Source organism: Streptomyces sp. NPDC006140 (assembly GCF_040628815.1).
Lineage (GTDB): Bacteria > Actinomycetota > Actinomycetes > Streptomycetales > Streptomycetaceae > Streptomyces.
Genome location: NZ_JBEXTS010000009.1, coordinates 341,744 through 361,610, shown reverse-complemented (window position 1 = coordinate 361,610; position 19,867 = coordinate 341,744). Strand labels below are relative to the sequence as shown.

The window sequence follows — 19,867 nt, the reverse complement described above, 5'->3', positions numbered from 1 at the left end:
TCATCACGCAGCTTGTTGTGCTCGTCGACCTTGTCCTCGTCGTACTCCCACTCGTCATCGTCCTTGACCGACGAGACGAAAGCGGCCGCGTCCGCTTTGAGCTGCTTCAGCTTCGCCACCAGCGGCCGGATTTCGGTGGCGTACGACGACAGCGCGCCCGACACCTTCTCCAAGTCGTCGGCGAAGGCGTCCGCCTTCTCCTTGACCGGCTTCGTCGTCGCGAACAGCTTCTCCGCTTCCGGAGCGTGGTAGAACGCCGACAAGCCCTGGAAACGGGAGTGGATGTCACCGCCCGCCTCCCGGACATGACCCGCGTCCTTCTTCAGGTCCGCGTAGTCCGTCTCCAGCTGCTCCAGATTCCCGGTGAACTGCGGGATCTTCTCCGGCTGGATCACGTTTCCCAACCCCCGTACGCCTGTTGCCGCTTGCTCCGGACCAAGGCCCTCTGAGCTTCAGTCAGATCATCATACGAAGGGGTGCGGGTGGGGTCTGCGGCCCGTTACGGAACCCGCACACGCAATCGAACGCACGTGGCTCGTCAACGTGCCCATCACGTGTCGTACTCGCCCACCCAGGACCGCCGCAGGAGGGCCCGCTGGAGGTACTCGGACTCGACTTCGAGGGGCATGTCGGCGTCGTGGGCCATGCAGGCGATGGCGAGTGGGCCGAGGGCGACCAGGCCCTCGCCGCTGAGGGAGCGTGCTTCGTTGGCGGTCCAGTACTCCTTGTGCCGGGTGAGGGCGTCGACGAGAGCCGCGTTGAACTGCTCGGTCTCCCGGCGCAGGTAGCGGTGGAAGAGTTCGAGCGGCGGATGGAGGATCTTCAGCATGAGCTCCGGGCCGGCGATTTCGGCGGCCTCGGGGGTCGTGCCGTCGATGGCGGTGATCAGCGTGTCCCAGGTTTCCTGTCGCCCGAACCAGAAGTGCTGGAGGGTCTCCACCCAGGCGTAGATGTACTCGTCGAACTCCGCGCCCGACTCACGCAGGAAGGAGACGGGTACCTGAGCCAGTTGGTTGACCCGGTCGTTCTCGCGGCAGATCACGGCCAGGTAGAAGGAGGTGAGCCAGTTGCCCGCGTGGAGATAGTCCTGTGGGCCGGTGGCGGGCAGGTGCTTGACCTCGCCCTTGCTGCCGACGCGGCACGGCACGGGGCCTTCGGTGGCCGTGCCGGCGGCGAAGAGCCCGCAGCCGACCTGCATGGCGGTGACCCAGGCCTCCCAGGCCGGGAACTCACCTGCTGTGGGATCCGTCAGACAGCGCCACTTCGCGAGGGCGAGCGTGACTGGCAGCGCGTCGTAGCGGTCGTCCTCCGAGGTCTCGACGTGGTCGAGTACGTCCTTGGTGCTCTTGATGATGGGTGCCATGAGTTCGGCCGCGTTCTCCGCGCGGAACGCATGGCGGGGGATGCGGGTGACCACTTGCTCTCCTTCACGTGCCCTTCCGCCAGACCCGGATCGGTCGGCCCATTGGAATGCCCTTCTCTGAACTCACCGACGGGGCCGCCCCGCCCGCAGTGTTCCCTCGGAGCGAAGGGCGCCGTCCTTGTACCACTCGCGGGACGGTCCGTTCTTGTATCCGTCGACGTAGCTGTCGAGGCTCACGAGGCTCTCACCGAGGTGTTCGGTCACCTCGCCGGTGAAGGGGGGGCCTTGGCAGTACAAGCGCTCCGAGTCGTCCATGTCGACTTCGGGGGCGTCGATGTCTATGCGCTGCACGGCTGTCATCAGGGCCTCCCAGCGCGCAGGACGGCAAGGGCGGCGGTGCGTGGTTCGCGTGTCGGATCCACTACGACAACGCCTCGAACCGCAACCGAACTTCCGTTCCCACTCGTCACCCCTGTCACCACTGAGAGATCGACGAGGGAGACGGCATGGACCGCACGGAAGGTACAACCCGGAACGACCACGACCCTGCTGAATCCCACGCCGGGCCGGAGCCCCAAGCCGGACCAGAAGCCCAACCCCCCACACCCCCGCCCCGCCACCGCCGCTGGCTCAGACGCGCAGTCTTAACCCTGCTCATCGCCCTCCTCCCCCTCCTCACCGCCGAAACCGCCCTCTACATCAACTACACCGGCGACCCCGCACAGGGCACCCGCACCCGTCACCGCGACGCCCTCTGGCTCGGGCACGCCTGGGTCGACGGCCGTAAGAAGGACGCCGACGTCACCGCCCTGGCCCGCCGCCTGCGAGACACCGGCATTCGTGACCTGTACGTCCACTCGGGCCCCCTCGAACACGACGGCACGCTTCCCCAGTCGGTCTATCCGAGAGCCCGCTGGTTCATCGACGCCGTCCACGAGAAACTCCCCGGCGTCCGCGTCCAGGCCTTCCTCGGCGACGTCCTGGCGACCGAGAGCTCCGAGGGCATGCGCGTGGAGGACCCGAAGACCCGCGCCGCCGTGCTCCGTTCCGCCCGCCAGGTCCTGGACACGGGCTACGAGGGCATCCACCTCGACCTGGAGCCCATGCCGTCCGGCAACCGCGCCTACCTCACCCTGCTCGATTCCCTGCGCCGCGAGACCCGCTCCCGGGACACCCAACTCTCCGTCGCCGCCCACCAGATCGACCCGCTCCCGGCCCTGCACACCGTGTACGGCGTCTTCACCGACCACCCCAAGTGGTGGTCGCAGGAGTTCTTCGGCCAGGTCGCCCGCCGCGTCGACCAGATCGCCGTGATGTCGTACGACACCGCGCAGCCGCTGGAGGGCACCTACGGCGGCTACGTCGCCCAGCAGACCTCCCTCGCCCTGGAGGTCACCCCGCCCTCCACCGACCTGCTGATGGGCCTGCCCTTCTACTACGAGAGCAACTTCGACCACTGGGGCCACGCCGAGACCGTGCCCGCCGCCGTCCGGGGCGTCCGGCTGGGCCTGTCCCGCACGGACGCCGACCGGGCCCGCTTCGGCGTCGCCCTGTACATCGACTTCGCCGCGACCGAGGCGGACTGGCGCGCGTACAAGGAAGACTGGGTCCGGTGACACAGACCCGAAGGCCCCTCACCCCACGCCCTCTTGCCCGACGTCCCCTCACCCGCACCGACCTCACCCCCCCCGCCCGCGCCGCCCTGGCCCCCGGCCGTACCCTCACCGGCGTCGAGCGCCTGCGCGGCGGCACCAAGAAGGGCGTCTACCGTCTGTTCCTCGACGACGACTCCACGGCCGTCGCCTACGTCTGGTCGGCCGACGAGGACTACTGGGACCAGCCGGACCCCGACCCCCGCGACCCCTTCTCCCACGGCACGGGCCTGGACCTGTTCCAGGCCGCCCACGACCGGCTGGCCGCCGCCGGCGTCCGCACCCCGCGCCTCCTGTACGCCGACGCCACGCACACGCACCTCCCGGCGGACGCGGCCGTCGTCGAGGACCTGACCGGCGGCAGCCTGGAGGACGCCCTCGCCCGGGACCCGCGCGAGGCACCTCGGCTCATGGACCGGATGGCGGAACTCCTCGCCACCCTGCACTCCCACACCGGCCCCCGCTTCGGGAAGGTCGCCGTCGTCGACCAGGGAGGTGCCTCCCACGGCGTCTCCTGCGAACAGCGCATCACCGACGGCGCCCTGCGTTCCCTCGCCGAAGCGGCCCGCCGCGAGCCCCGCGCCGCCGCCGTACGCCGGGAACTGGAGGAGACCGTCCACGCCCTGGCCGCCGAGGTCCGCCCCCGCGACCGCCACACCCTCATCCACGGCGAACTCGGGCCGGACCACGTCCTGCTCACGTCCGACGGGCAGCCGGCACTCATCGACATCGAGGGGCTGATGTACTTCGACGTGGAGCAGGAGCACGTCTTCCTGCGGCTCCGCTTCGGCCCGCACTACGACGCCCTGCGGGCGCCGGGCCTGGACGAGGCCCGCATGCGCCTGTACCGCCTGTCGATGCACCTCGGGCTGGTCTCGGGCCCGCTGACCCTCATCGAGGGCGACTTCCCGCACCCGGAGCGGATGCGGGAGATCGCGGAACACAACCTCCAGCAGGCGATCAGCCTGCTGAGGAGCGCCTCCTGATCTTCGAGCCCAGCCAGACCAGGGGGTCGTACTTGCGGTCGATCGCCCGTTCCTTCAAGGGGATCAGCGCGTTGTCCGTGATCTTGATGCCCTCGGGGCAGACCTCCGTGCAGCACTTGGTGATGTTGCAGTAGCCCAGGCCGTGCTCGTCCTGGGCGGTGGTCTTGCGGTCCAGGCCCCTCTCCGCCGCCGCGTCCAGCGGGTGCATGTCCAGCTCCGCCACCCGCATCAGGAAACGGGGGCCCGCGAACGCCTGCTTGTTCTCCTCGTGGTCACGGACCACATGACAGGTGTCCTGGCACAGGAAGCACTCGATGCACTTGCGGAACTCCTGCGAGCGGTCCACGTCCTCCTGCATCATCCGGTACTCGCCGGGAGCGACACCGGCGGGTGGTACGAAGGCGGGAACCTCCCTCGCCTTCTGGTAGTTGAAGCCGACGTCCGTGACCAGGTCGCGGACGACCGGGAACGCCCGCAGCGGCGTCACCGTGATCGTCTCCTCCCGGTCGAACACCGACATGCGCGTCATGCACATCAGCCGCGGCCGGCCGTTGATCTCCGCCGAGCAGGAACCGCACTTGCCCGCCTTGCAGTTCCAGCGCACGGCGAGGTCAGGCGCCTGGGTGGCCTGGAGCCGGTGGATGATGTCGAGCACCACCTCGCCCTCGTTGACCTCGACCTCGAAGTCCTCCAGGCCGCCGCCGCTCACGTCCCCGCGCCACACCTTGAAGTGGGCCGCATAGCCGCTCATTCGTACAGCTCCTCTTCGGCGAGGTACTTGACCAGCTCCTCCTTGTCGAACAGGGCGAGCAGGTCGGCACGGACGGGTTCGGTGGTCTCGCGGGTGAGCGTGATCTGGCCGCGGACCGGGTCCGTCGCAGCCAGGCCGCCCGTCGGGTCGGTGAGCGCGCAGAGCAGGTTGATCCGGCGCCACTTGCGGTCCATCGACGGGTGGTCCTCCCGGGTGTGCCCGCCGCGCGACTCGGTGCGCTCCAGCGCGGCCCGCGCAACGCACTCGCTGACCAGCAGCATGTTCCGCAGGTCCAGGGCGAGGTGCCAGCCCGGGTTGAACTGCCGGTGCCCCTCGACCCCGGCCCGGCGCGCCCGTACCCGCAGTTCGGCCAGCTTCTCCAGGGCCTGCTTCATCTCCGTCTCGCGGCGGATGATGCCGACCAGGTCGTTCATGGTCTGCTGGAGTTCCTGGTGCAGGGTGTACGGGTTCTCCGGCGGGCCCCCGGCCGGTTCCTCGATCTCCGCCTCGGCCGAGAAGGGCCGCAGCGCCTCCGCGGCGGCGGCGTCGATCTGCCCGTCGTCCACGGCGGGGCGCGCCCCGGACCGTTCCGCCGCGTACTCGGCGGCGTGCCAGCCCGCCCGGCGGCCGAAGACCAGCAGGTCGGACAGGGAGTTGCCGCCGAGCCGGTTGGAACCGTGCATACCGCCGGCGACCTCACCGGCCGCGTACAGCCCGGGCACCCCGCGCGCCGCCGCCGTCTCGGACTCGACCGCGACCCCGCCCATCACGTAGTGGCAGGTGGGCCCGACCTCCATGGGCTCCGCCGTGATGTCGACGTCCGCCAGCTCCTTGAACTGGTGGTACATCGACGGCAGCCGCCGCTTGATGACCTCGGCGGGCATCCGCGTCGACACGTCGAGGAACACGCCCCCGTGCGGGGAGCCGCGGCCCTCCTTCACCTCGGCGTTGATCGCCCGGGCGACCTCGTCGCGGGGGAGCAGCTCGGGGGGACGCCGGTTGTGGTCCGGGTCGTCGTACCAGCGGTCGGCCTCCTCCTCCGTCTCGGCGTACTTGTCCTTGAAGACGTCGGGGATGTAGTCGAACATGAAGCGCTTGCCCTCGGAGTTGCGCAGCACCCCGCCGTCGCCGCGCACCGACTCGGTGACGAGGATGCCCTTGACCGAGGGCGGCCAGACCATGCCGGTCGGGTGGAACTGCACGAACTCCATGTTCAGCAGGGGAGCGCCCGCGAGGAGAGCCAGCGCGTGGCCGTCACCCGTGTACTCCCAGGAGTTCGACGTCACCTTGAAGGACTTGCCGATGCCGCCGGTCGCGATCACCACGGCCGGTGCCTCCAGCACGAAGAAGCGGCCCGACTCGCGCTCGTAGCCGAAGACGCCGGAAACGCGGCCGGACTCTTTCAGCACCCGGGTGACCGTGCACTCCTGGAAGACCTTCAGCCGGGACTCGTAGTCGCCGGTCTCCCGGAAGTCCTCCTGCTGGAGGGAGACGATCTTCTGCTGGAGGGTGCGGATCAGCTCCAGGCCCGTGCGGTCGCCCACGTGGGCGAGGCGCGGGTACTCGTGGCCGCCGAAGTTGCGCTGGGAGATCCGGCCGTCCTGGGTGCGGTCGAACAGCGCGCCCCAGGTCTCCAGCTCCCACACCCGCTGCGGCGCCTCCTGGGCGTGCAGCTCGGCCATCCGCCACTGGTTGAGGAACTTGCCGCCGCGCATGGTGTCGCGGAAGTGGACCTGCCAGTTGTCACCCGCGTTGACGTTGCCCATCGCCGCGGCGATGCCGCCCTCGGCCATCACCGTGTGCGCCTTGCCGAACAGCGACTTGCAGATCACGGCCGTACGGGCGCCCCGCTCGCGGGCCTCGATGGCGGCGCGCAGCCCGGCACCGCCCGCGCCCACCACGACGACGTCCCATTCCTGCCGGTCGACCACGGACATCAGAACGCACCCCTCATCAGAAGAACCGCGGATCGTCGAAGGCGCCGGACGCGACCAGGTAGACGTAGAAGTCGGCGAGCGCCACGCTCACCAGCGACGCCCAGGCCAGCTGCATGTGCCGGGCGTTGAGCTTCCCCGCCCACTGCCACATCCGGTAGCGCACGGGATGCCTGGAGAAGTGCTTGAGCTTGCCGCCGACGATGTGCCGGCAGGAGTGGCAGGAGATCGTGTACGCCCAGATCAGCACGATGTTGACCAGGAACACGAGCGTGCCGAGACCCATGTGGCCCCACGCGTAGTGCTCGTCGCGGAAGGCGAGCACGGTGTCGTAGGTGAGGATGCCGGCGACGAGGAGCGCGGCGTAGAAGAAGTACCGGTGGATGTTCTGCAGGATCAGCGGGAAGCGGGTCTCGCCGGTGTACTTCTTGTGCGGCTCGGCCACCGCGCAGGCCGGCGGGGACGCCCAGAAGCCCCGGTAGTAGGCCTTGCGGTAGTAGTAGCAGGTCAGACGGAAGCCGAGTGGGAAGATCAGGATGATGATCGCGGGGGAGATCCCCCACCAGCCGCCGAAGATCTCCCAGTTCGGGCCGGCCTTCATCGGCTCGCAGTTCTCCGCCAGGCAGGGGGAGTAGAAGGGCGAGACGTACGGCGCCGCGTAGTAGTCGGCGTTCGCGAAGGCCCGCCAGGTCGAGTAGACGACGAAGGCCAGCAGGCCGGCGACCGTGCCGGCCGGGGCCAGCCACCAGCGGTCGGTGCGCAGGTGCGGGGCGGCGATCGCGGCGCGCGTACCCGCCCGCACGCCGCCGCTTCTCGGATGGGGTTCGGTGGCGGGAGGTTCCGTACCAGTGGCCACGTGACGACTCCGGTCGGGTTCAGGGGGAGGTGCCGGTCGCTCGACGCCCTCCCGGTCAGGGAGCGCGCCGGTCCCGGGCGCCGAGCCCCTCGTCGTCCGAGTCGACCCACAGCGAGGGGTCGTACGGCGCGTCCGAGATGGTGACGAGGTCGGGGCGCTTGGGGGCGGACGGCGTGGCGGCCGCGTCGCGGAGCAGGGCGACGCTCTCGCGCAGGTGGTTGGCGTCGGCGCGGACGCGGCGCATCTCCAGGCCGCCGGTGCCGAGCTGCTTCTCCAGGCGTCCCAGCGAGCGGAACAGCTCGTCGAGGCTGCGCTGGACTGACGTCAGTTCGTCGTGAACGGACATGACTTGCCCTCACTTCCACGGGTCCTTCGCGGCCCAAGGCGGCAACGTTCATGCGCCTGCGAGTGTTGCGCGTCACACCTTGTGCTGTGAAGGGATGTGCATCGATTGGCCGAGGCGTGTGGGTGCACCGAGCGGTGCGTTGGTCCGCATGGGTGGCTTCCCGTCCGTGACCGCCGTGTCGCCCTGTGTTGCCGAACCCTTTCCTCTTCAGTGGCCGCATACATCAGATGAACTCCAAATACCGCCAAAAGTGATCATAACGCCCGCGGCTTCCCGGAGGTAGCACAGATGTCCCAGCACGGCGTCGGCCCGCGTGCGGTCACCCGCTCGGTCGCCTTCCTCACCGCGGGCGTGCTCGCGGTGCCCGCGCTCGCCGGATGCGGCTCCGAGGACCCGGCCGGCAAGCCGCTCGCCGGGCAGGACATCCAGCCCGCCGCCCGCGACAGGATCGCCGACGGCGGCACCCTGCGCTGGGCCGTCGACTCCGTGCCCGACACGCTGAACACCTTCCAGTCGGACGCCGACGCCACCACCACCCGCGTCGCCCAGGCCGTCCTGCCGTCGATGTTCCGGATGAACGCCTCCGGCCGCCCCGAGCGCAACCCCGCCTACCTGGAGTCCGCGAAGGTCGTCGAGACCGAGCCCAAGCAGGTCGTCCTGTACAAGCTGAACCAGCAGGCCGTCTGGAGCGACGGCCGGGAGATCGGCGCCGCCGACTTCGCCGCCCAGTGGCGCGCCCTGTCCGGCAAGGACACCGCCTACTGGACCGCCCGCAACGCCGGCTACGACCGCATCCAGAAGATCGAACGCGGGGACAACGCCCTGGAGGTCCGGGTCACCTTCAGCCGCCCCTACGCCGACTGGCGCTCGCTGTTCTCCCCGCTGTACCCGAAGGACGTCATGGGCACCCCGGACTCCTTCAACGACGGGGCCCGCAAGAAGCTCAAGGTCACCGCCGGACCCTTCACGGTGAAGGAGGTCGACACCAAGGACGAGGAGATCATCCTCGCCCGCAACCCGCGCTGGTGGGGCGAGCCCGCCAAGCTCTCCGAGATCGTGCTGCGCACGGTCCCGCGCGACAAGCGGCCCGCCGAGCTGGCCGCCGGCACCCTCGACCTGGCCGAGATCGACCCCTCGGCGGCCCGCCGCATCACCGTCGCCGCCCGCCCGCACAGCACCGCCGGCCCGCTGATGGGCCCGGGCGCCGACCGCACCGCCGCGGACGACCTGCGCTCCTGGGCCGTCGCCAACGGCTCCGACGAGGACGCCGCCGACGAGGAGACCGTCGCCCGCAAGAAGCTGCGCAAGGCGGCCGCCAAGTACGCCCGGCAGCAGCAGGCCCTGCGCGGCTTCGAGGTCCGCAAGTCCCTGGAACCGGCCTTCACCCAGCTCGCCCTGAACGGCGCCGAGGGCCCCCTCGCCGACGAGCGCGTCCGCCGGGCCGTCGCCCGCGCCCTGGACCGCAGGGAACTGGCCGAGGCCGTCCTCAAGCCCCTCGGCCTGCCCGCCGTCCCGGTCGGCAGCCACCTGGCCCTGTCCGGCCAGGCCCACTACGCCGACAACAGCGGCGCCCTCGGCGGCCAGGACACCAAGGAGGCCCAGGCCCTGCTCGCCGACGCAGGCTGGGTGCGCGGCGGCCCCGTCAAGGAGCAGAAGAAGAAAGAGGAGAAGGCGGCCGGCCCCGAGGGCGAGAAGGCCTCCGGCTCCTCCGGCGACGCGTCGGACGACGACGGCACGTACATCGTCGGCGAGGACGACAAGGCCCGCCGCGGTCCGGACCCCGCCGACCACCTCGCCCAGGACGGCAAGCAGTACAAGCACCCGCACCAGGGCGGCGCCCCCGGCGCGTACGCCCCCCAGGGCACCGCCGCCCCGGCGAACCGCGAGGCCGCCCCGCTCGCCAAGAACGGCAAGGCCCTCACCCTCCGCTTCGTGCTGCCCTCCGGGCCCGGCTCCCAGACGCTGCGCACGATCGCCGACCGCATCTCCCGCATGCTGGAGCGCGTCGGCATCCGCACGGAGATCTCCAAGGTCGCCGACGAGTCCTACTTCAAGGACCACATCGCGTCCGGCCAGTACGACCTCGCCCTGTACTCCTGGCCCGCCACCGCCTTCCCCGCCACCGACGCCCGCCCCGTCTACGCCAAGCCGGTCCCGGCCGCCGACGGCTCCCTGAGCATCGAGCAGAACTACACCCGCGTCGGCACCGACCAGGTCGACCAGCTCTTCGACCAGGCCGTGGCCACCCTCGACGAGGGCGAGTCGCGCTCCCTGATCCGCAAGGCCGACTCCCGCATCTGGGCCGCGGCCGGCTCCATCCCCCTCTTCCAGCGCCCCCAGCTCATGGCGGCCCGCAAGAACCTGGTCAACACCGGGGCCTTCGGCTTCGGCACGCCGGTCTTCGAGGACATGGGCTTCCTGAAGAAGGGCGCGAAGCCGGCGTCGGGCCCCTCCGCGCAGCAGCGGTGACCCGGTAGACCACTTGCCGTTCCCGCCCGGCGCCCGCACCATGAACGCGGCAGTGATCATGGTGCGGGCGCCGGGCGTCCGCACACCGGGGGACGGGAGCCGGCGGATGCGCGGCACGGTACGGCGGGCCTGCGCGGCCGGTCTGGTCATCGGGGTACTGGTGGCGGGACGGACGGCGTGCACGGGGGACACGGACGGCGGCGGCACGGACCGCGCGACCGGCGGGGCCGCGGCACAGGCCTGCGCGGACGGCACCTTCACCTGGTCCCACCTCAGCCGGCGGGACCGGCTGACCGGGATCTCCGACCCGGAGCGGCTCGGCACGGGCGGCGGCGCCCTGCGGAACCCGGTACGCCGGGTGTACACCCCCACCCCCTCGGTACGCGCCGAGGGACCGGCCCCGTCCGCCGCGGAGATCCTCTTCTCCCTCGGCAAGAAGACCGGGGAGATCGACTCCGACGCGCCCACCCTGTCCGAGGCCGGCGGCGACACCTGGGCGTTCACCGACGTCAGGCAACCGGCCCCGAGGCTCGACCAGGACCGCGTCACGCCGCACGCGGCGGGCGAGTTCTACCAGTACGCCGGCGTGCGGGAGGTGTCGGCGGACTTCCGCTACACCTGCCCGGACGGCAGGACCACCTCCGGCCACGCCCGCACCTGGACGGTCGACATCGCGGGCCTGGCCGACTGCGACGAGCGCCCGGACTCGGCCCTGGCCCGGGAAGCCGCCCGGCACGCCTGCGAACGGGGAGATTCACCCAGCCCTTCCGGCGCTTGAGGACGAGGCCCGTTCAGGGCCGAAGGGGGGCCTGGGGGCGGCAGCCCCCAGCAACCCGGGCATGACCGCCGAGTACCCCAAAAGCGGCCCTCACCTGCACCGACGTATCCCGGCTAACCCCAACAGGCGCGGACCCGTACCATGGGGTGAGGCCGTGGCATGTTGAGCCCGGCAGGGCCCGCGCACCACCGACGTACGCGCAGGGCATTCCTCACACTCCGGGAGTACGCCTTCTTATGGCCACGCGCCACGACATCCGCAACGTCGCCATCGTCGCCCACGTCGACCACGGCAAGACCACCATCGTCGACGGCATGCTGAAGCAGGCCGGCGCCTTCGCCGCCCACCAGCTCGACTCGGTCGACGACCGCATGATGGACTCGAACGACCTGGAGCGTGAGAAGGGCATCACGATCCTCGCCAAGAACACGGCGGTGAAGTACCACCCCAAGGACGGCGGGGACCCGATCACCATCAACATCATCGACACCCCCGGCCACGCCGACTTCGGCGGCGAGGTCGAGCGCGGTCTGTCGATGGTCGACGGCGTCGTCCTGCTCGTGGACGCCTCCGAGGGCCCGCTCCCGCAGACCCGCTTCGTGCTGCGCAAGGCGCTCCAGCAGCGGCTGCCCGTCATCCTCTGCATCAACAAGACGGACCGCCCCGACTCCCGGATCGACGAGGTCGTCAACGAGACGTACGACCTCTTCCTCGACCTGGACGCCGACGAGGACCAGATCGAGTTCCCGATCGTCTACGCCTGCGGCCGTGACGGCATCGCGTCCCTCACCAAGCCCGAGGACGGCACGGTCCCGTCCGACTCCACCAGCCTGGAGCCGTTCTTCTCCACGATCCTGGAGCACATCCCGGCCCCGACCTACGACGAGTCGGCCCCGCTCCAGGCGCACGTCACGAACCTGGACGCCGACAACTTCCTCGGCCGTATCGCGCTGCTGCGCGTCCAGCAGGGCGAGCTGAAGAAGGGCCAGACGGTCGCGTGGATGAAGCGCGACGGGTCCGTCACCAACGTCCGCATCAGCGAGCTGATGATGACCGAGGCGCTGACCCGCAAGCCCGCCGAGAAGGCCGGCCCCGGTGACATCTGCGCCGTCGCCGGTATCCCGGACATCATGATCGGCGAGACCCTGGCCGACCCGGAGAACCCGGTCGCGCTGCCGCTGATCACTGTCGACGAGCCGGCGATCTCCATGGTCATCGGCACCAACACCTCCCCGCTGGTCGGCCGCGGCGCCACCGGCAAGGGCGCCGACAACAAGGCGGCCGTCAAGGACCGCAAGGTCACCGCCCGCCAGGTCAAGGACCGCCTGGACCGCGAGCTGATCGGTAACGTCAGCCTCCGCGTGCTCGACACCGAGCGGCCGGACGCCTGGGAGGTGCAGGGCCGCGGCGAGCTGGCGCTGGCCATCCTCGTCGAGACCATGCGCCGCGAGGGCTACGAGCTGACCGTGGGCAAGCCGCAGGTGGTCACCAAGGACGTCGACGGCAAGGTCTACGAGCCGGTCGAGCGTATGACGATCGACGTGCCCGAGGAGCACATGGGCGCCGTCACGCAGCTCATGGGCGTCCGCAAGGGCCGCATGGACAACATGTCGAACCACGGCTCCGGCTGGGTCCGCATGGAGTTCGTCGTGCCCTCCCGGGGCCTCATCGGCTTCCGTACGGAGTTCCTGACGCAGACCCGCGGCACCGGCATCGCCCACTCCATCCACGAGGGCTTCGAGCCCTGGTTCGGCACGCTCCAGACCCGCAACAACGGCTCCCTGGTCGCCGACCGCTCCGGCGCGGTCACCGCCTTCGCGATGACCAACCTCCAGGAGCGCGGCGTGCTCTTCGTGGAGCCGGGCACCGAGGTGTACGAGGGCATGATCGTCGGTGAGAACTCCCGCTCCGACGACATGGACGTCAACATCACCAAGGAGAAGAAGCTCACCAACATGCGGTCGTCGACGGCCGATGTGACGGAGTCCATCGTCCCGCCGCGCAAGCTGTCGCTGGAGCAGTCCCTGGAGTTCTGCCGCGACGACGAGTGCGTCGAGGTCACCCCGGAGGCCGTGCGCATCCGCAAGGTGAACCTGGACGCCCGCGAGCGCGCCCGCGCCGCGAGCCGCGCCAAGCACGGCTGACGCCAGGCGGTCCCACGACAGCACCGGGCACCCCGCGAGGGCGGGGTGCCCGGTGCTGTTCGTCACGGTGCTGCCGTCACAGCGCTGGTAAAGGGCGGGGAACGCGAAGGAAAGGGTGAGGGAAAACCCTCGATTTGCCGGTGACGGCCGTGCTGAGCGGCCCGCGCCCACTACCCTGCTGCGGAAGTGCCGAGCCTGCCCGGTCCGGGGAGCGCGCAACGGCCTTGCCGCACAGCCTTCTTGAGCGCGCGACAGCCGCCGGTGGCACCTTGCACGGGAGCCACGGTAGTCGCAAGCGGTTTATCTCACTCTCGCGTCCGGAATGCGGACAGTCGCTACCGATAGATGTGTAACAAGTCCGTTTCGCAGGGATCTTTCACCAAACCCTTTGTCCGGATTTTGGAAGATGTATACGTGAGCTGTGATCGAACCGAGACCTCGAGAGTGTGGTTCGGTCCTGGCGTTTGGCAGATAGTTAGGCGCGTAGAGCTCGGATGAAGAGTCACTCGCCGGCAGCGGCGCGACTCACGAGCGCGGGGGCACCTGACGATTTCCGGCACCGGCGACGGGCGGTGGCGGTGGTCTGTCCTGTGCTCCCTTTGCGGTGAACCAATGACTTCATAGGAGGAACCCATGCGCGGTGCCAGGAGCGCCAAGTGGGTCGCGGGGGCGATAGTCGTCGCCCTGGCCGCCACCGCCTGCGGCGGCAGCGGTGATGACGAGGGGACCAACAAGGGTTCCGGGCCTGCGGGATACGTCTCGATCGACGTCGGCGAGCCGCAGAAGCCGCTGATCCCGGCTGACACCAACGAGACCAACGGCTCGTACGTCATCCAAGCCCTGTTCACGCAGCTGCTGGACTTCGACGCCAAGGGCGAGATCGTCTACACGAACGCCGAGTCGGTCACGACCAAGGACTCGAAGACGTGGACGGTCAAGCTCAAGAAGGGCTGGAAGTTCCACAACGGCGAAGAAGTCACCTCCAAGTCGTACATCGATGCTTGGAACTGGTACGCCAACATCAAGAACAACCAGCAGAACTCCTTCTGGTTCCAGGACATCAAGGGCTACGACGATGTCCACCCGGAGAAGGGCGAGCCGAAGGCCAAGGCCATGTCCGGCCTGAAGGCCGTGGACGACCACACCTTCACCATCGAGCTGAAGTACACGATGCCGTACTTCATCTACAAGCTCGGCTACACCACGTGGGCCCCGCTGCCCAAGGTCTTCTACGACGACCCGAAGGCCTTCGGCCAGAAGCCGGTCGGCAACGGTCCCTACACCTTCGAGAAGTGGGACCACAAGAAGCTGATCCAGGTCAAGGCCTGGGACGACTACCTGGGCCCGAACAAGGCGAAGAACAAGGGCGTCCAGTTCAAGAACTACACGACGGTCGAAGCCGCCTACAAGGACGTCGTCTCCGGCAACCTGGACATGATCCGCCAGGTCGGCCCGACGGACCTGCCGAAGTACAAGCAGGACCTGGGCGACGGCGCCATCGACCAGCCGTACGCGGCCATCCAGACGCTGACCCCGGCGTTCTACTCGAAGACCTTCAAGGACATCGACCCGAAGGTCCTGCAGGGCCTGTCGATGGCGATCGACCGCAAGACGATCACCGACACGGTTCTGAACAAGACCCGCACGCCGGCCCAGGGCTTCACGCCGCCCGGCGTCAAGGGCTACCAGAACCTGGACACGGACGTGTTCACGTACAACCCGGCGAAGGCCAAGCAGCTCATCCAGGAGGGTGGCGGCGTTCCGGGCAACAAGTTCACCATCCAGTACAACACCGACGGTGGACACAAGGAGTGGGTGACCGCGGTCTGCGAGTCCATCCGCAAGGCCACCGGCGTCGACTGCGTCGGCGACCCGAAGCCGGACTTCGCCACGGACCTCGAGGCCCGTGACAACGACCAGGTGAAGGGCATGTACCGCGGTGGCTGGGTCGCCGACTACCCGGTCAACGCCAACTTCATGAAGGAGCTGTACCACTCCACCGCCGAGGCCAACAACGGTCACTTCTCCAACAAGGAGATCGACGGGCTGATGAACAAGGCGGACAGCGCCAAGTCCCTCGACGCGTCGGTGAAGGCCTTCCAGGAGGTCGAGAAGAAGCTGGTCGAGCACATGCCGGCCATCCCGCTCTGGTACTACCGCATCAACGGCGGCCACGGTAAGAACGTCGACAACGTCAACGTCGACTTCCACGGTGACCTCGAGGTCTGGGGCGTCACCACCAAGTAAGAGGAGCCTTTCCGGGCTCTTCCCACTCGGCCGTAAGCCCGCCGCCGCCCAGGTGGCGGCGGGAGGTTCGGGGGGCCGTCTCGTCGCCAGGAGACGGCCCCCGCACCTGCGTTAACCCCTCACGGAGGCACCTATGGGGCGCTATGTCGCACGACGACTGCTCCAGATGATCCCGGTGTTCATCGGGTCAACCTTGATCATCTTTTGCATGATGTACGCCCTGCCCGGCGATCCCGTCCGGGCGATGATGGGAGATCAGGCGTACGACCCGACAGTGGTCGCGGGCATCAAGAAGGAGCTCGGTCTCGACCAGCCGCTCCTTCAGCAGTACGTGAACTACATGACCGGGCTGTTCCAGGGCGACTTCGGTACCCAGATCGCCAGTCAGCGGCCCATCGCGGACATCATCGCTGACGCCTTCCCGGTGACGATCAGGCTGACGCTCTTCGCCTTCACCTTCGTCACGCTCGTGGGCATCGGCCTCGGTGTGGTCGCCGGTCTGCGCCCCGACACGCTGCGGGACCGCGGGCTGCTGACGCTGACGCTGGTCCTCGTCTCCATGCCGTCCTTCGTGCTGGGCTTCCTGCTGCAGTACCTGTTCGCCTTCCAGTGGTCGGTCACCACGCCCACGGTGACGGACTCGACGGACTTCTCCCAGCTCATGCTCCCCGCCATCGTGCTGGCGTCCCTCTCCCTCGCCTACGTCGCCCGGCTCACCCGGACGTCGATCGCGGAGAACCTGCGGTCCGACTACATGCGCACCGCCGTGGCCAAGGGGCTGCCCCGCCGCCGTGTCATCGGTGTCCACCTGATGCGCAACTCGCTGATCCCCGTGGTCACCTTCCTCGGTATCGAGCTCGGCAACCTGATGACGGGCGCCATCGTGACCGAGGGCATCTTCAACGTGCGGGGTATCGGCATCGAGATCTACGACGCGCTCAGCCGGCGTGAGGGCGCCACGGTCGTGGGAATCGCCTCGCTGATGGTGCTCATCTACCTCGCCGCCAGCCTGATCGTCGACCTGCTCTACGCGGTCCTGGACCCGAGGATCCGGTATGCCTGACAAAACCGTCGAGAAGAAGGTCGACGCCCTCCCCGGTGACACCGTGAGCACCGCGGGCGTGGTCGTGGCCGACTCCGGCCCGGCTCCCGACAAGGCGCGCAGCCTCTGGTCCGACGCCTGGCACGACCTGCGCCGCAACCCGCTGTTCCTGGTCTCGGCCGCGCTGATCGTGTTCCTGCTGGTGATGTCGCTCTGGCCGGGGCTGTTCACCAACGCCTCGCCGCGCGACGCTGATCTGGCCAAGCACTACCTGGGGAAGCCGAACTGGGGGCACTTCTTCGCTCCCGACTGGTTCGGCTACGACGTCCAGGGCCGCTCGATCTACGCGCGCGTCGTCTACGGTGCCCGCGCCTCGATCACCGTCGGTGTGGGCGTCACCGTCGCCGTCACCATCATCGGCACGTTCATCGGCATGATCGCCGGCTACTTCGGCGGCTGGACCGACACCCTGCTGTCGCGGGTGACCGACATCTTCCTCGGCATCCCGTTCCTGCTCGGCGCCCTGGTCGTGCTCAACTCCTTCGACGACCGCACCGTCTGGGTCGTCATCATGGCCCTCGCCTTCCTGGGCTGGACCCAGATCGCCCGGGTCGCCCGCGGTGCCGTCATCACCATCAAGCAGTCGGACTACGTGGTGGCCGCCAAGGCGCTCGGTGCCTCGACGTCCCGGATCCTGTTCCGGCACATCCTGCCCAACGCCCTCGCGCCCATCATCGTCGTGGCGACCATCGCGCTCGGCGGCTACATCGCGGCCGAGGCCACCCTGTCCTTCCTGGGCGTGGGTCTCGGTGACTCGGCGGTATCCTGGGGCGGCGACGTCGCGCGAGGACGTGAGCAGCTCCGTATCGCGCCCCACACGCTGATCATCCCGTCGGTGATGGTCTCGATCACGGTGCTGTCGTTCCTGATGTTCGGCGATGCGGTACGCAACGCCCTCGACCCCAAGCTGCGCTGAGGGAGGCGTACGTGACCATCATCGATGAAGTGGCCGAGAGTCCCGCCCCCGACGGCTCGGGGGGCTCGGACCGCCCGCTGCTGGAAGTCCGCGACCTGCACGTGGAGTTCCGCACGCGCGACGGGGTCGCCAAGGCCGTCAACGGCGTCAACTACTCCGTCTCCGCGGGCGAGACGCTCGCCGTGCTCGGCGAGTCCGGCTCCGGCAAGTCCGTCACCGCCCAGGCCATCATGGGCATCCTCGACATGCCGCCCGGGAGCATCCCCAAGGGGGAGATCCTCTTCCGCGGTCAGGACATGCTGAAGATGTCCGCCGAGGAGCGCCGCAAGATCCGCGGCCGGCACATCGCCATGATCTTCCAGGACGCGCTGTCGTCGCTGAACCCGGTCCTGACCGTCGGCTACCAGCTCGGCGAGATGTTCCGCGTCCACCAGGGCATGTCCAAGAAGGACGCCAAGGCCAAGGCGATCGAGCTGATGGACCGCGTGAAGATCCCGGCCGCGAAGGAGCGCGTCGGCGACTACCCGCACCAGTTCTCCGGCGGTATGCGCCAGCGCATCATGATCGCGATGGCGCTCGCCCTGGAGCCGGACCTGATCATCGCCGACGAGCCCACCACGGCTCTCGACGTGACGGTCCAGGCACAGGTCATGGACCTGCTCGCGGAGTTGCAGCGCGAGTACCACATGGGCCTGATCCTGATCACCCACGACCTCGGCGTGGTCGCCGACGTCGCGGACAAGATCGCGGTGATGTACGCGGGCCGGATCGTGGAGACCGCCCCGGTGCACGAGCTGTACAAGCGGCCCGCGCACCCCTACACCAAGGGTCTGCTGGACTCGATCCCGCGCCTGGACCAGAAGGGCCAGGAGCTGTACGCGATCAAGGGCCTGCCGCCCAACCTGACGCGGATCCCGTCCGGTTGCGCCTTCAACCCGCGGTGCCCCCAGGCACAGGACATCTGCCGTACGGACGTCCCGCCGCTGCTGCCGGTCACCGAGCGGGACGGCGGCGAGCTGGCCGGCCGCGGCAGCGCGTGCCACTTCTGGAAGGAGACGATCCATGGCTGAGCTGGAGAAGACGGACGAGCCCATGGACGCCACCCCCAACGTCACCGACGTGGAGACGGTCGACGCCGCCACCGACGAGGAGGCCGTGGCCGCCATCGAGGCGCCGGTCGAGCGCGGTGAGCCGATCCTTCAGGTGCGCAACCTGGTCAAGCACTTCCCGCTGACCCAGGGCATCCTGTTCAAGCGTCAGGTCGGCGCGGTCAAGGCCGTGGACGGGATCTCCTTCGACCTCTACCAGGGCGAGACGCTCGGCATCGTGGGCGAGTCCGGCTGTGGCAAGTCCACCGTCGCCAAGCTGCTGATGATGCTGGAGACGGCGACCGCGGGCGAGATCTTCTACAAGGGCCAGGACATCACCAAGCTGTCCGGGCGTGCGCTGAAGGCCGTCCGCCGGAACATCCAGATGGTGTTCCAGGACCCGTACACCTCGCTCAACCCCCGTATGACGGTGGGCGACATCATCGGGGAGACCTTCGAGATCCACCCCGAGGTGGCGCCGAAGGGAGACCGCCGCCGCAAGGTCCAGGAGCTCCTGGACGTCGTCGGCCTCAACCCCGAGTACATCAACCGCTACCCGCACCAGTTCTCGGGTGGTCAGCGCCAGCGCATCGGCATCGCCCGGGGCCTCGCGCTCAACCCCGAGATCATCATCTGCGACGAGCCGGTCTCCGCGCTGGACGTGTCCGTCCAGGCGCAGGTCATCAACCTGATGGAGAAGCTGCAGGACGAGTTCAACCTCTCCTACCTCTTCATCGCCCACGACCTGTCGATCGTCCGGCACATCTCGGACCGGGTGGGCGTGATGTACCTCGGCAAGATGGCTGAGATCGGCACGGACACGGAGATCTACGACCACCCGACGCACCCCTACACCCAGGCGCTGCTGTCGGCCGTCCCGGTCCCCGACCCGGAGTCCCGCGAGGGGCGCGAGCGGATCATCCTCACCGGCGACGTCCCGTCCCCGGCCAACCCGCCCTCGGGCTGCCGCTTCCGCACCCGCTGCTGGAAGGCCCAGGACAAGTGCGCCCAGGAGGTGCCCCTCCTGGCCGTCCCGGAGCGCTTCCAGGGCTCGGACTCCCCGGCGGCCCACGAGTCGGCCTGCCACTTCGCCGAGGAGAAGGACGTGGTCCACGCGGCCTGATCCCCTGCCGCAGGGCTGGTCTCCCAGGCGCTTCGGCGCGGGGGGCCGGCCCTTTCGGCATGCCCGCGGCATGCGTGACATAAGCACACAGATGCGGAGCAATCGCGTTAAC

16 protein-coding genes and 1 pseudogene are annotated in these 19,867 nt (G+C 69.0%); 10 read left to right on the top strand and 7 right to left on the bottom strand.

Features of this window, described 5'->3' with window-relative positions; all coding sequences use genetic code 11:
* From ABZ386_RS24535 to ABZ386_RS24525, 3 genes and pseudogenes are all read right to left on the bottom strand, one after another.
* Window positions 1-395: pseudogene (locus tag ABZ386_RS24535) on the bottom strand (hypothetical protein); the annotation flags it as partial.
* A gap of 155 nt (window positions 396-550) precedes the next feature.
* Window positions 551-1,417: an immunity 49 family protein gene (locus ABZ386_RS24530; protein ID WP_358965827.1), complete on the bottom strand. Its 867-nt coding sequence runs from the start codon at window positions 1,415-1,417 to the stop codon at window positions 551-553.
* Window positions 1,418-1,486: 69 nt separating this feature from the next.
* Window positions 1,487-1,723, bottom strand: a complete 237-nt coding sequence (locus ABZ386_RS24525) for a hypothetical protein (protein ID WP_355716945.1) — start codon at window positions 1,721-1,723, stop codon at window positions 1,487-1,489.
* A gap of 146 nt (window positions 1,724-1,869) precedes the next feature.
* On the opposite strand from ABZ386_RS24525, the gene ABZ386_RS24520 reads away from it, so the two are divergent.
* Window positions 1,870-2,979 (top strand): hypothetical protein, encoded by a 1,110-nt coding sequence (locus ABZ386_RS24520; RefSeq protein WP_356673115.1) that lies wholly within the window; start codon window positions 1,870-1,872, stop codon window positions 2,977-2,979.
* The gene (locus ABZ386_RS24515; RefSeq protein WP_358965825.1) at window positions 2,976-4,001 is read left to right on the top strand and encodes a phosphotransferase; all 1,026 of its coding nucleotides are present in this window, start codon (window positions 2,976-2,978) and stop codon (window positions 3,999-4,001) included. The genes ABZ386_RS24520 and ABZ386_RS24515 overlap by 4 nt, the downstream gene beginning before the upstream one ends.
* Here ABZ386_RS24515 and ABZ386_RS24510 read toward each other — a convergent pair.
* Genes ABZ386_RS24510 through ABZ386_RS24495 form a run of 4 tightly spaced genes read right to left on the bottom strand, consistent with a single transcriptional unit; the run spans window position 3,976 to window position 7,888 of the window.
* The gene (locus ABZ386_RS24510) at window positions 3,976-4,752 is read right to left on the bottom strand and encodes a succinate dehydrogenase/fumarate reductase iron-sulfur subunit (protein WP_351348255.1); all 777 of its coding nucleotides are present in this window, start codon (window positions 4,750-4,752) and stop codon (window positions 3,976-3,978) included. The two genes, ABZ386_RS24515 and ABZ386_RS24510, sit on opposite strands and share 26 nt — an antisense overlap.
* Window positions 4,749-6,689 (bottom strand): fumarate reductase/succinate dehydrogenase flavoprotein subunit, encoded by a 1,941-nt coding sequence (locus tag ABZ386_RS24505; protein WP_356501976.1) that lies wholly within the window; start codon window positions 6,687-6,689, stop codon window positions 4,749-4,751. Before ABZ386_RS24505 ends, ABZ386_RS24510 begins: the two co-directional genes overlap by 4 nt.
* Window positions 6,690-6,705: 16 nt before the next feature.
* Window positions 6,706-7,542, bottom strand: a complete 837-nt coding sequence (locus ABZ386_RS24500; protein WP_351348259.1) for a hypothetical protein — start codon at window positions 7,540-7,542, stop codon at window positions 6,706-6,708.
* 55 nt (window positions 7,543-7,597) lie between these two features.
* Entirely contained in the window at window positions 7,598-7,888 is a 291-nt protein-coding gene (locus ABZ386_RS24495; protein WP_355716958.1) for a hypothetical protein, read from the bottom strand.
* 288 nt (window positions 7,889-8,176) lie between these two features.
* Between ABZ386_RS24495 and ABZ386_RS24490 the strand changes: the two genes are divergently transcribed.
* The 8 genes from ABZ386_RS24490 (at window position 8,177) to ABZ386_RS24455 (ending at window position 19,755) form a co-directional block, all read left to right on the top strand.
* On the top strand, window positions 8,177-10,357 hold the full coding sequence (locus ABZ386_RS24490; protein WP_358965822.1) for an ABC transporter family substrate-binding protein: 2,181 nt from the start codon (window positions 8,177-8,179) through the stop codon (window positions 10,355-10,357).
* 40 nt (window positions 10,358-10,397) lie between these two features.
* Window positions 10,398-11,135, top strand: coding sequence for a hypothetical protein (locus ABZ386_RS24485; protein WP_358965820.1), 738 nt, complete (start codon window positions 10,398-10,400; stop codon window positions 11,133-11,135).
* Window positions 11,136-11,371: 236 nt separating this feature from the next.
* Entirely contained in the window at window positions 11,372-13,279 is a 1,908-nt protein-coding gene (typA, locus tag ABZ386_RS24480) for a translational GTPase TypA (protein WP_114255131.1), read from the top strand.
* Between the two features lie 633 nt (window positions 13,280-13,912).
* Window positions 13,913-15,526 carry an ABC transporter substrate-binding protein gene (locus ABZ386_RS24475; RefSeq protein ID WP_351348268.1) on the top strand — a complete coding sequence of 538 codons (1,614 nt, stop codon included), beginning with the start codon at window positions 13,913-13,915 and terminating at the stop codon, window positions 15,524-15,526.
* A 133-nt stretch (window positions 15,527-15,659) separates the two neighbouring features.
* Complete coding sequence (locus ABZ386_RS24470; RefSeq protein ID WP_114255133.1) at window positions 15,660-16,589, top strand: ABC transporter permease; 930 nt, start codon at window positions 15,660-15,662, stop codon at window positions 16,587-16,589.
* Complete coding sequence (locus ABZ386_RS24465) at window positions 16,582-17,544, top strand: ABC transporter permease (protein WP_356524100.1); 963 nt, start codon at window positions 16,582-16,584, stop codon at window positions 17,542-17,544. The genes ABZ386_RS24470 and ABZ386_RS24465 overlap by 8 nt, the downstream gene beginning before the upstream one ends.
* Window positions 17,545-17,561: 17 nt before the next feature.
* Window positions 17,562-18,614 (top strand): ABC transporter ATP-binding protein, encoded by a 1,053-nt coding sequence (locus ABZ386_RS24460; protein WP_351348344.1) that lies wholly within the window; start codon window positions 17,562-17,564, stop codon window positions 18,612-18,614.
* Window positions 18,607-19,755, top strand: coding sequence for a dipeptide ABC transporter ATP-binding protein (locus ABZ386_RS24455; RefSeq protein ID WP_351348272.1), 1,149 nt, complete (start codon window positions 18,607-18,609; stop codon window positions 19,753-19,755). The genes ABZ386_RS24460 and ABZ386_RS24455 overlap by 8 nt, the downstream gene beginning before the upstream one ends.
* Window positions 19,756-19,867 lie beyond the last annotated feature (112 nt).

What these genes read in the sequence shown, in the direction of transcription:
- ABZ386_RS24525 (WP_355716945.1), bottom strand. Translation starts at nt 1,723, where the DNA reads ATGACAGCCGTGCAGCGCATAGACATCGACGCCCCCGAAGTCGACATG.
- ABZ386_RS24520 (WP_356673115.1), top strand. Translation starts at nt 1,870, where the DNA reads ATGGACCGCACGGAAGGTACAACCCGGAACGACCACGACCCTGCTGAA.
- ABZ386_RS24510 (WP_351348255.1), bottom strand. Translation starts at nt 4,752, where the DNA reads ATGAGCGGCTATGCGGCCCACTTCAAGGTGTGGCGCGGGGACGTGAGC.
- ABZ386_RS24505 (WP_356501976.1), bottom strand. Translation starts at nt 6,689, where the DNA reads ATGTCCGTGGTCGACCGGCAGGAATGGGACGTCGTCGTGGTGGGCGCG.
- ABZ386_RS24495 (WP_355716958.1), bottom strand. Translation starts at nt 7,888, where the DNA reads ATGTCCGTTCACGACGAACTGACGTCAGTCCAGCGCAGCCTCGACGAG.
- ABZ386_RS24490 (WP_358965822.1), top strand. Translation starts at nt 8,177, where the DNA reads ATGTCCCAGCACGGCGTCGGCCCGCGTGCGGTCACCCGCTCGGTCGCC.
- ABZ386_RS24485 (WP_358965820.1), top strand. Translation starts at nt 10,398, where the DNA reads ATGAACGCGGCAGTGATCATGGTGCGGGCGCCGGGCGTCCGCACACCG.
- typA (WP_114255131.1), top strand. Translation starts at nt 11,372, where the DNA reads ATGGCCACGCGCCACGACATCCGCAACGTCGCCATCGTCGCCCACGTC.
- ABZ386_RS24475 (WP_351348268.1), top strand. Translation starts at nt 13,913, where the DNA reads ATGCGCGGTGCCAGGAGCGCCAAGTGGGTCGCGGGGGCGATAGTCGTC.
- ABZ386_RS24470 (WP_114255133.1), top strand. Translation starts at nt 15,660, where the DNA reads ATGGGGCGCTATGTCGCACGACGACTGCTCCAGATGATCCCGGTGTTC.
- ABZ386_RS24465 (WP_356524100.1), top strand. Translation starts at nt 16,582, where the DNA reads ATGCCTGACAAAACCGTCGAGAAGAAGGTCGACGCCCTCCCCGGTGAC.
- ABZ386_RS24455 (WP_351348272.1), top strand. Translation starts at nt 18,607, where the DNA reads ATGGCTGAGCTGGAGAAGACGGACGAGCCCATGGACGCCACCCCCAAC.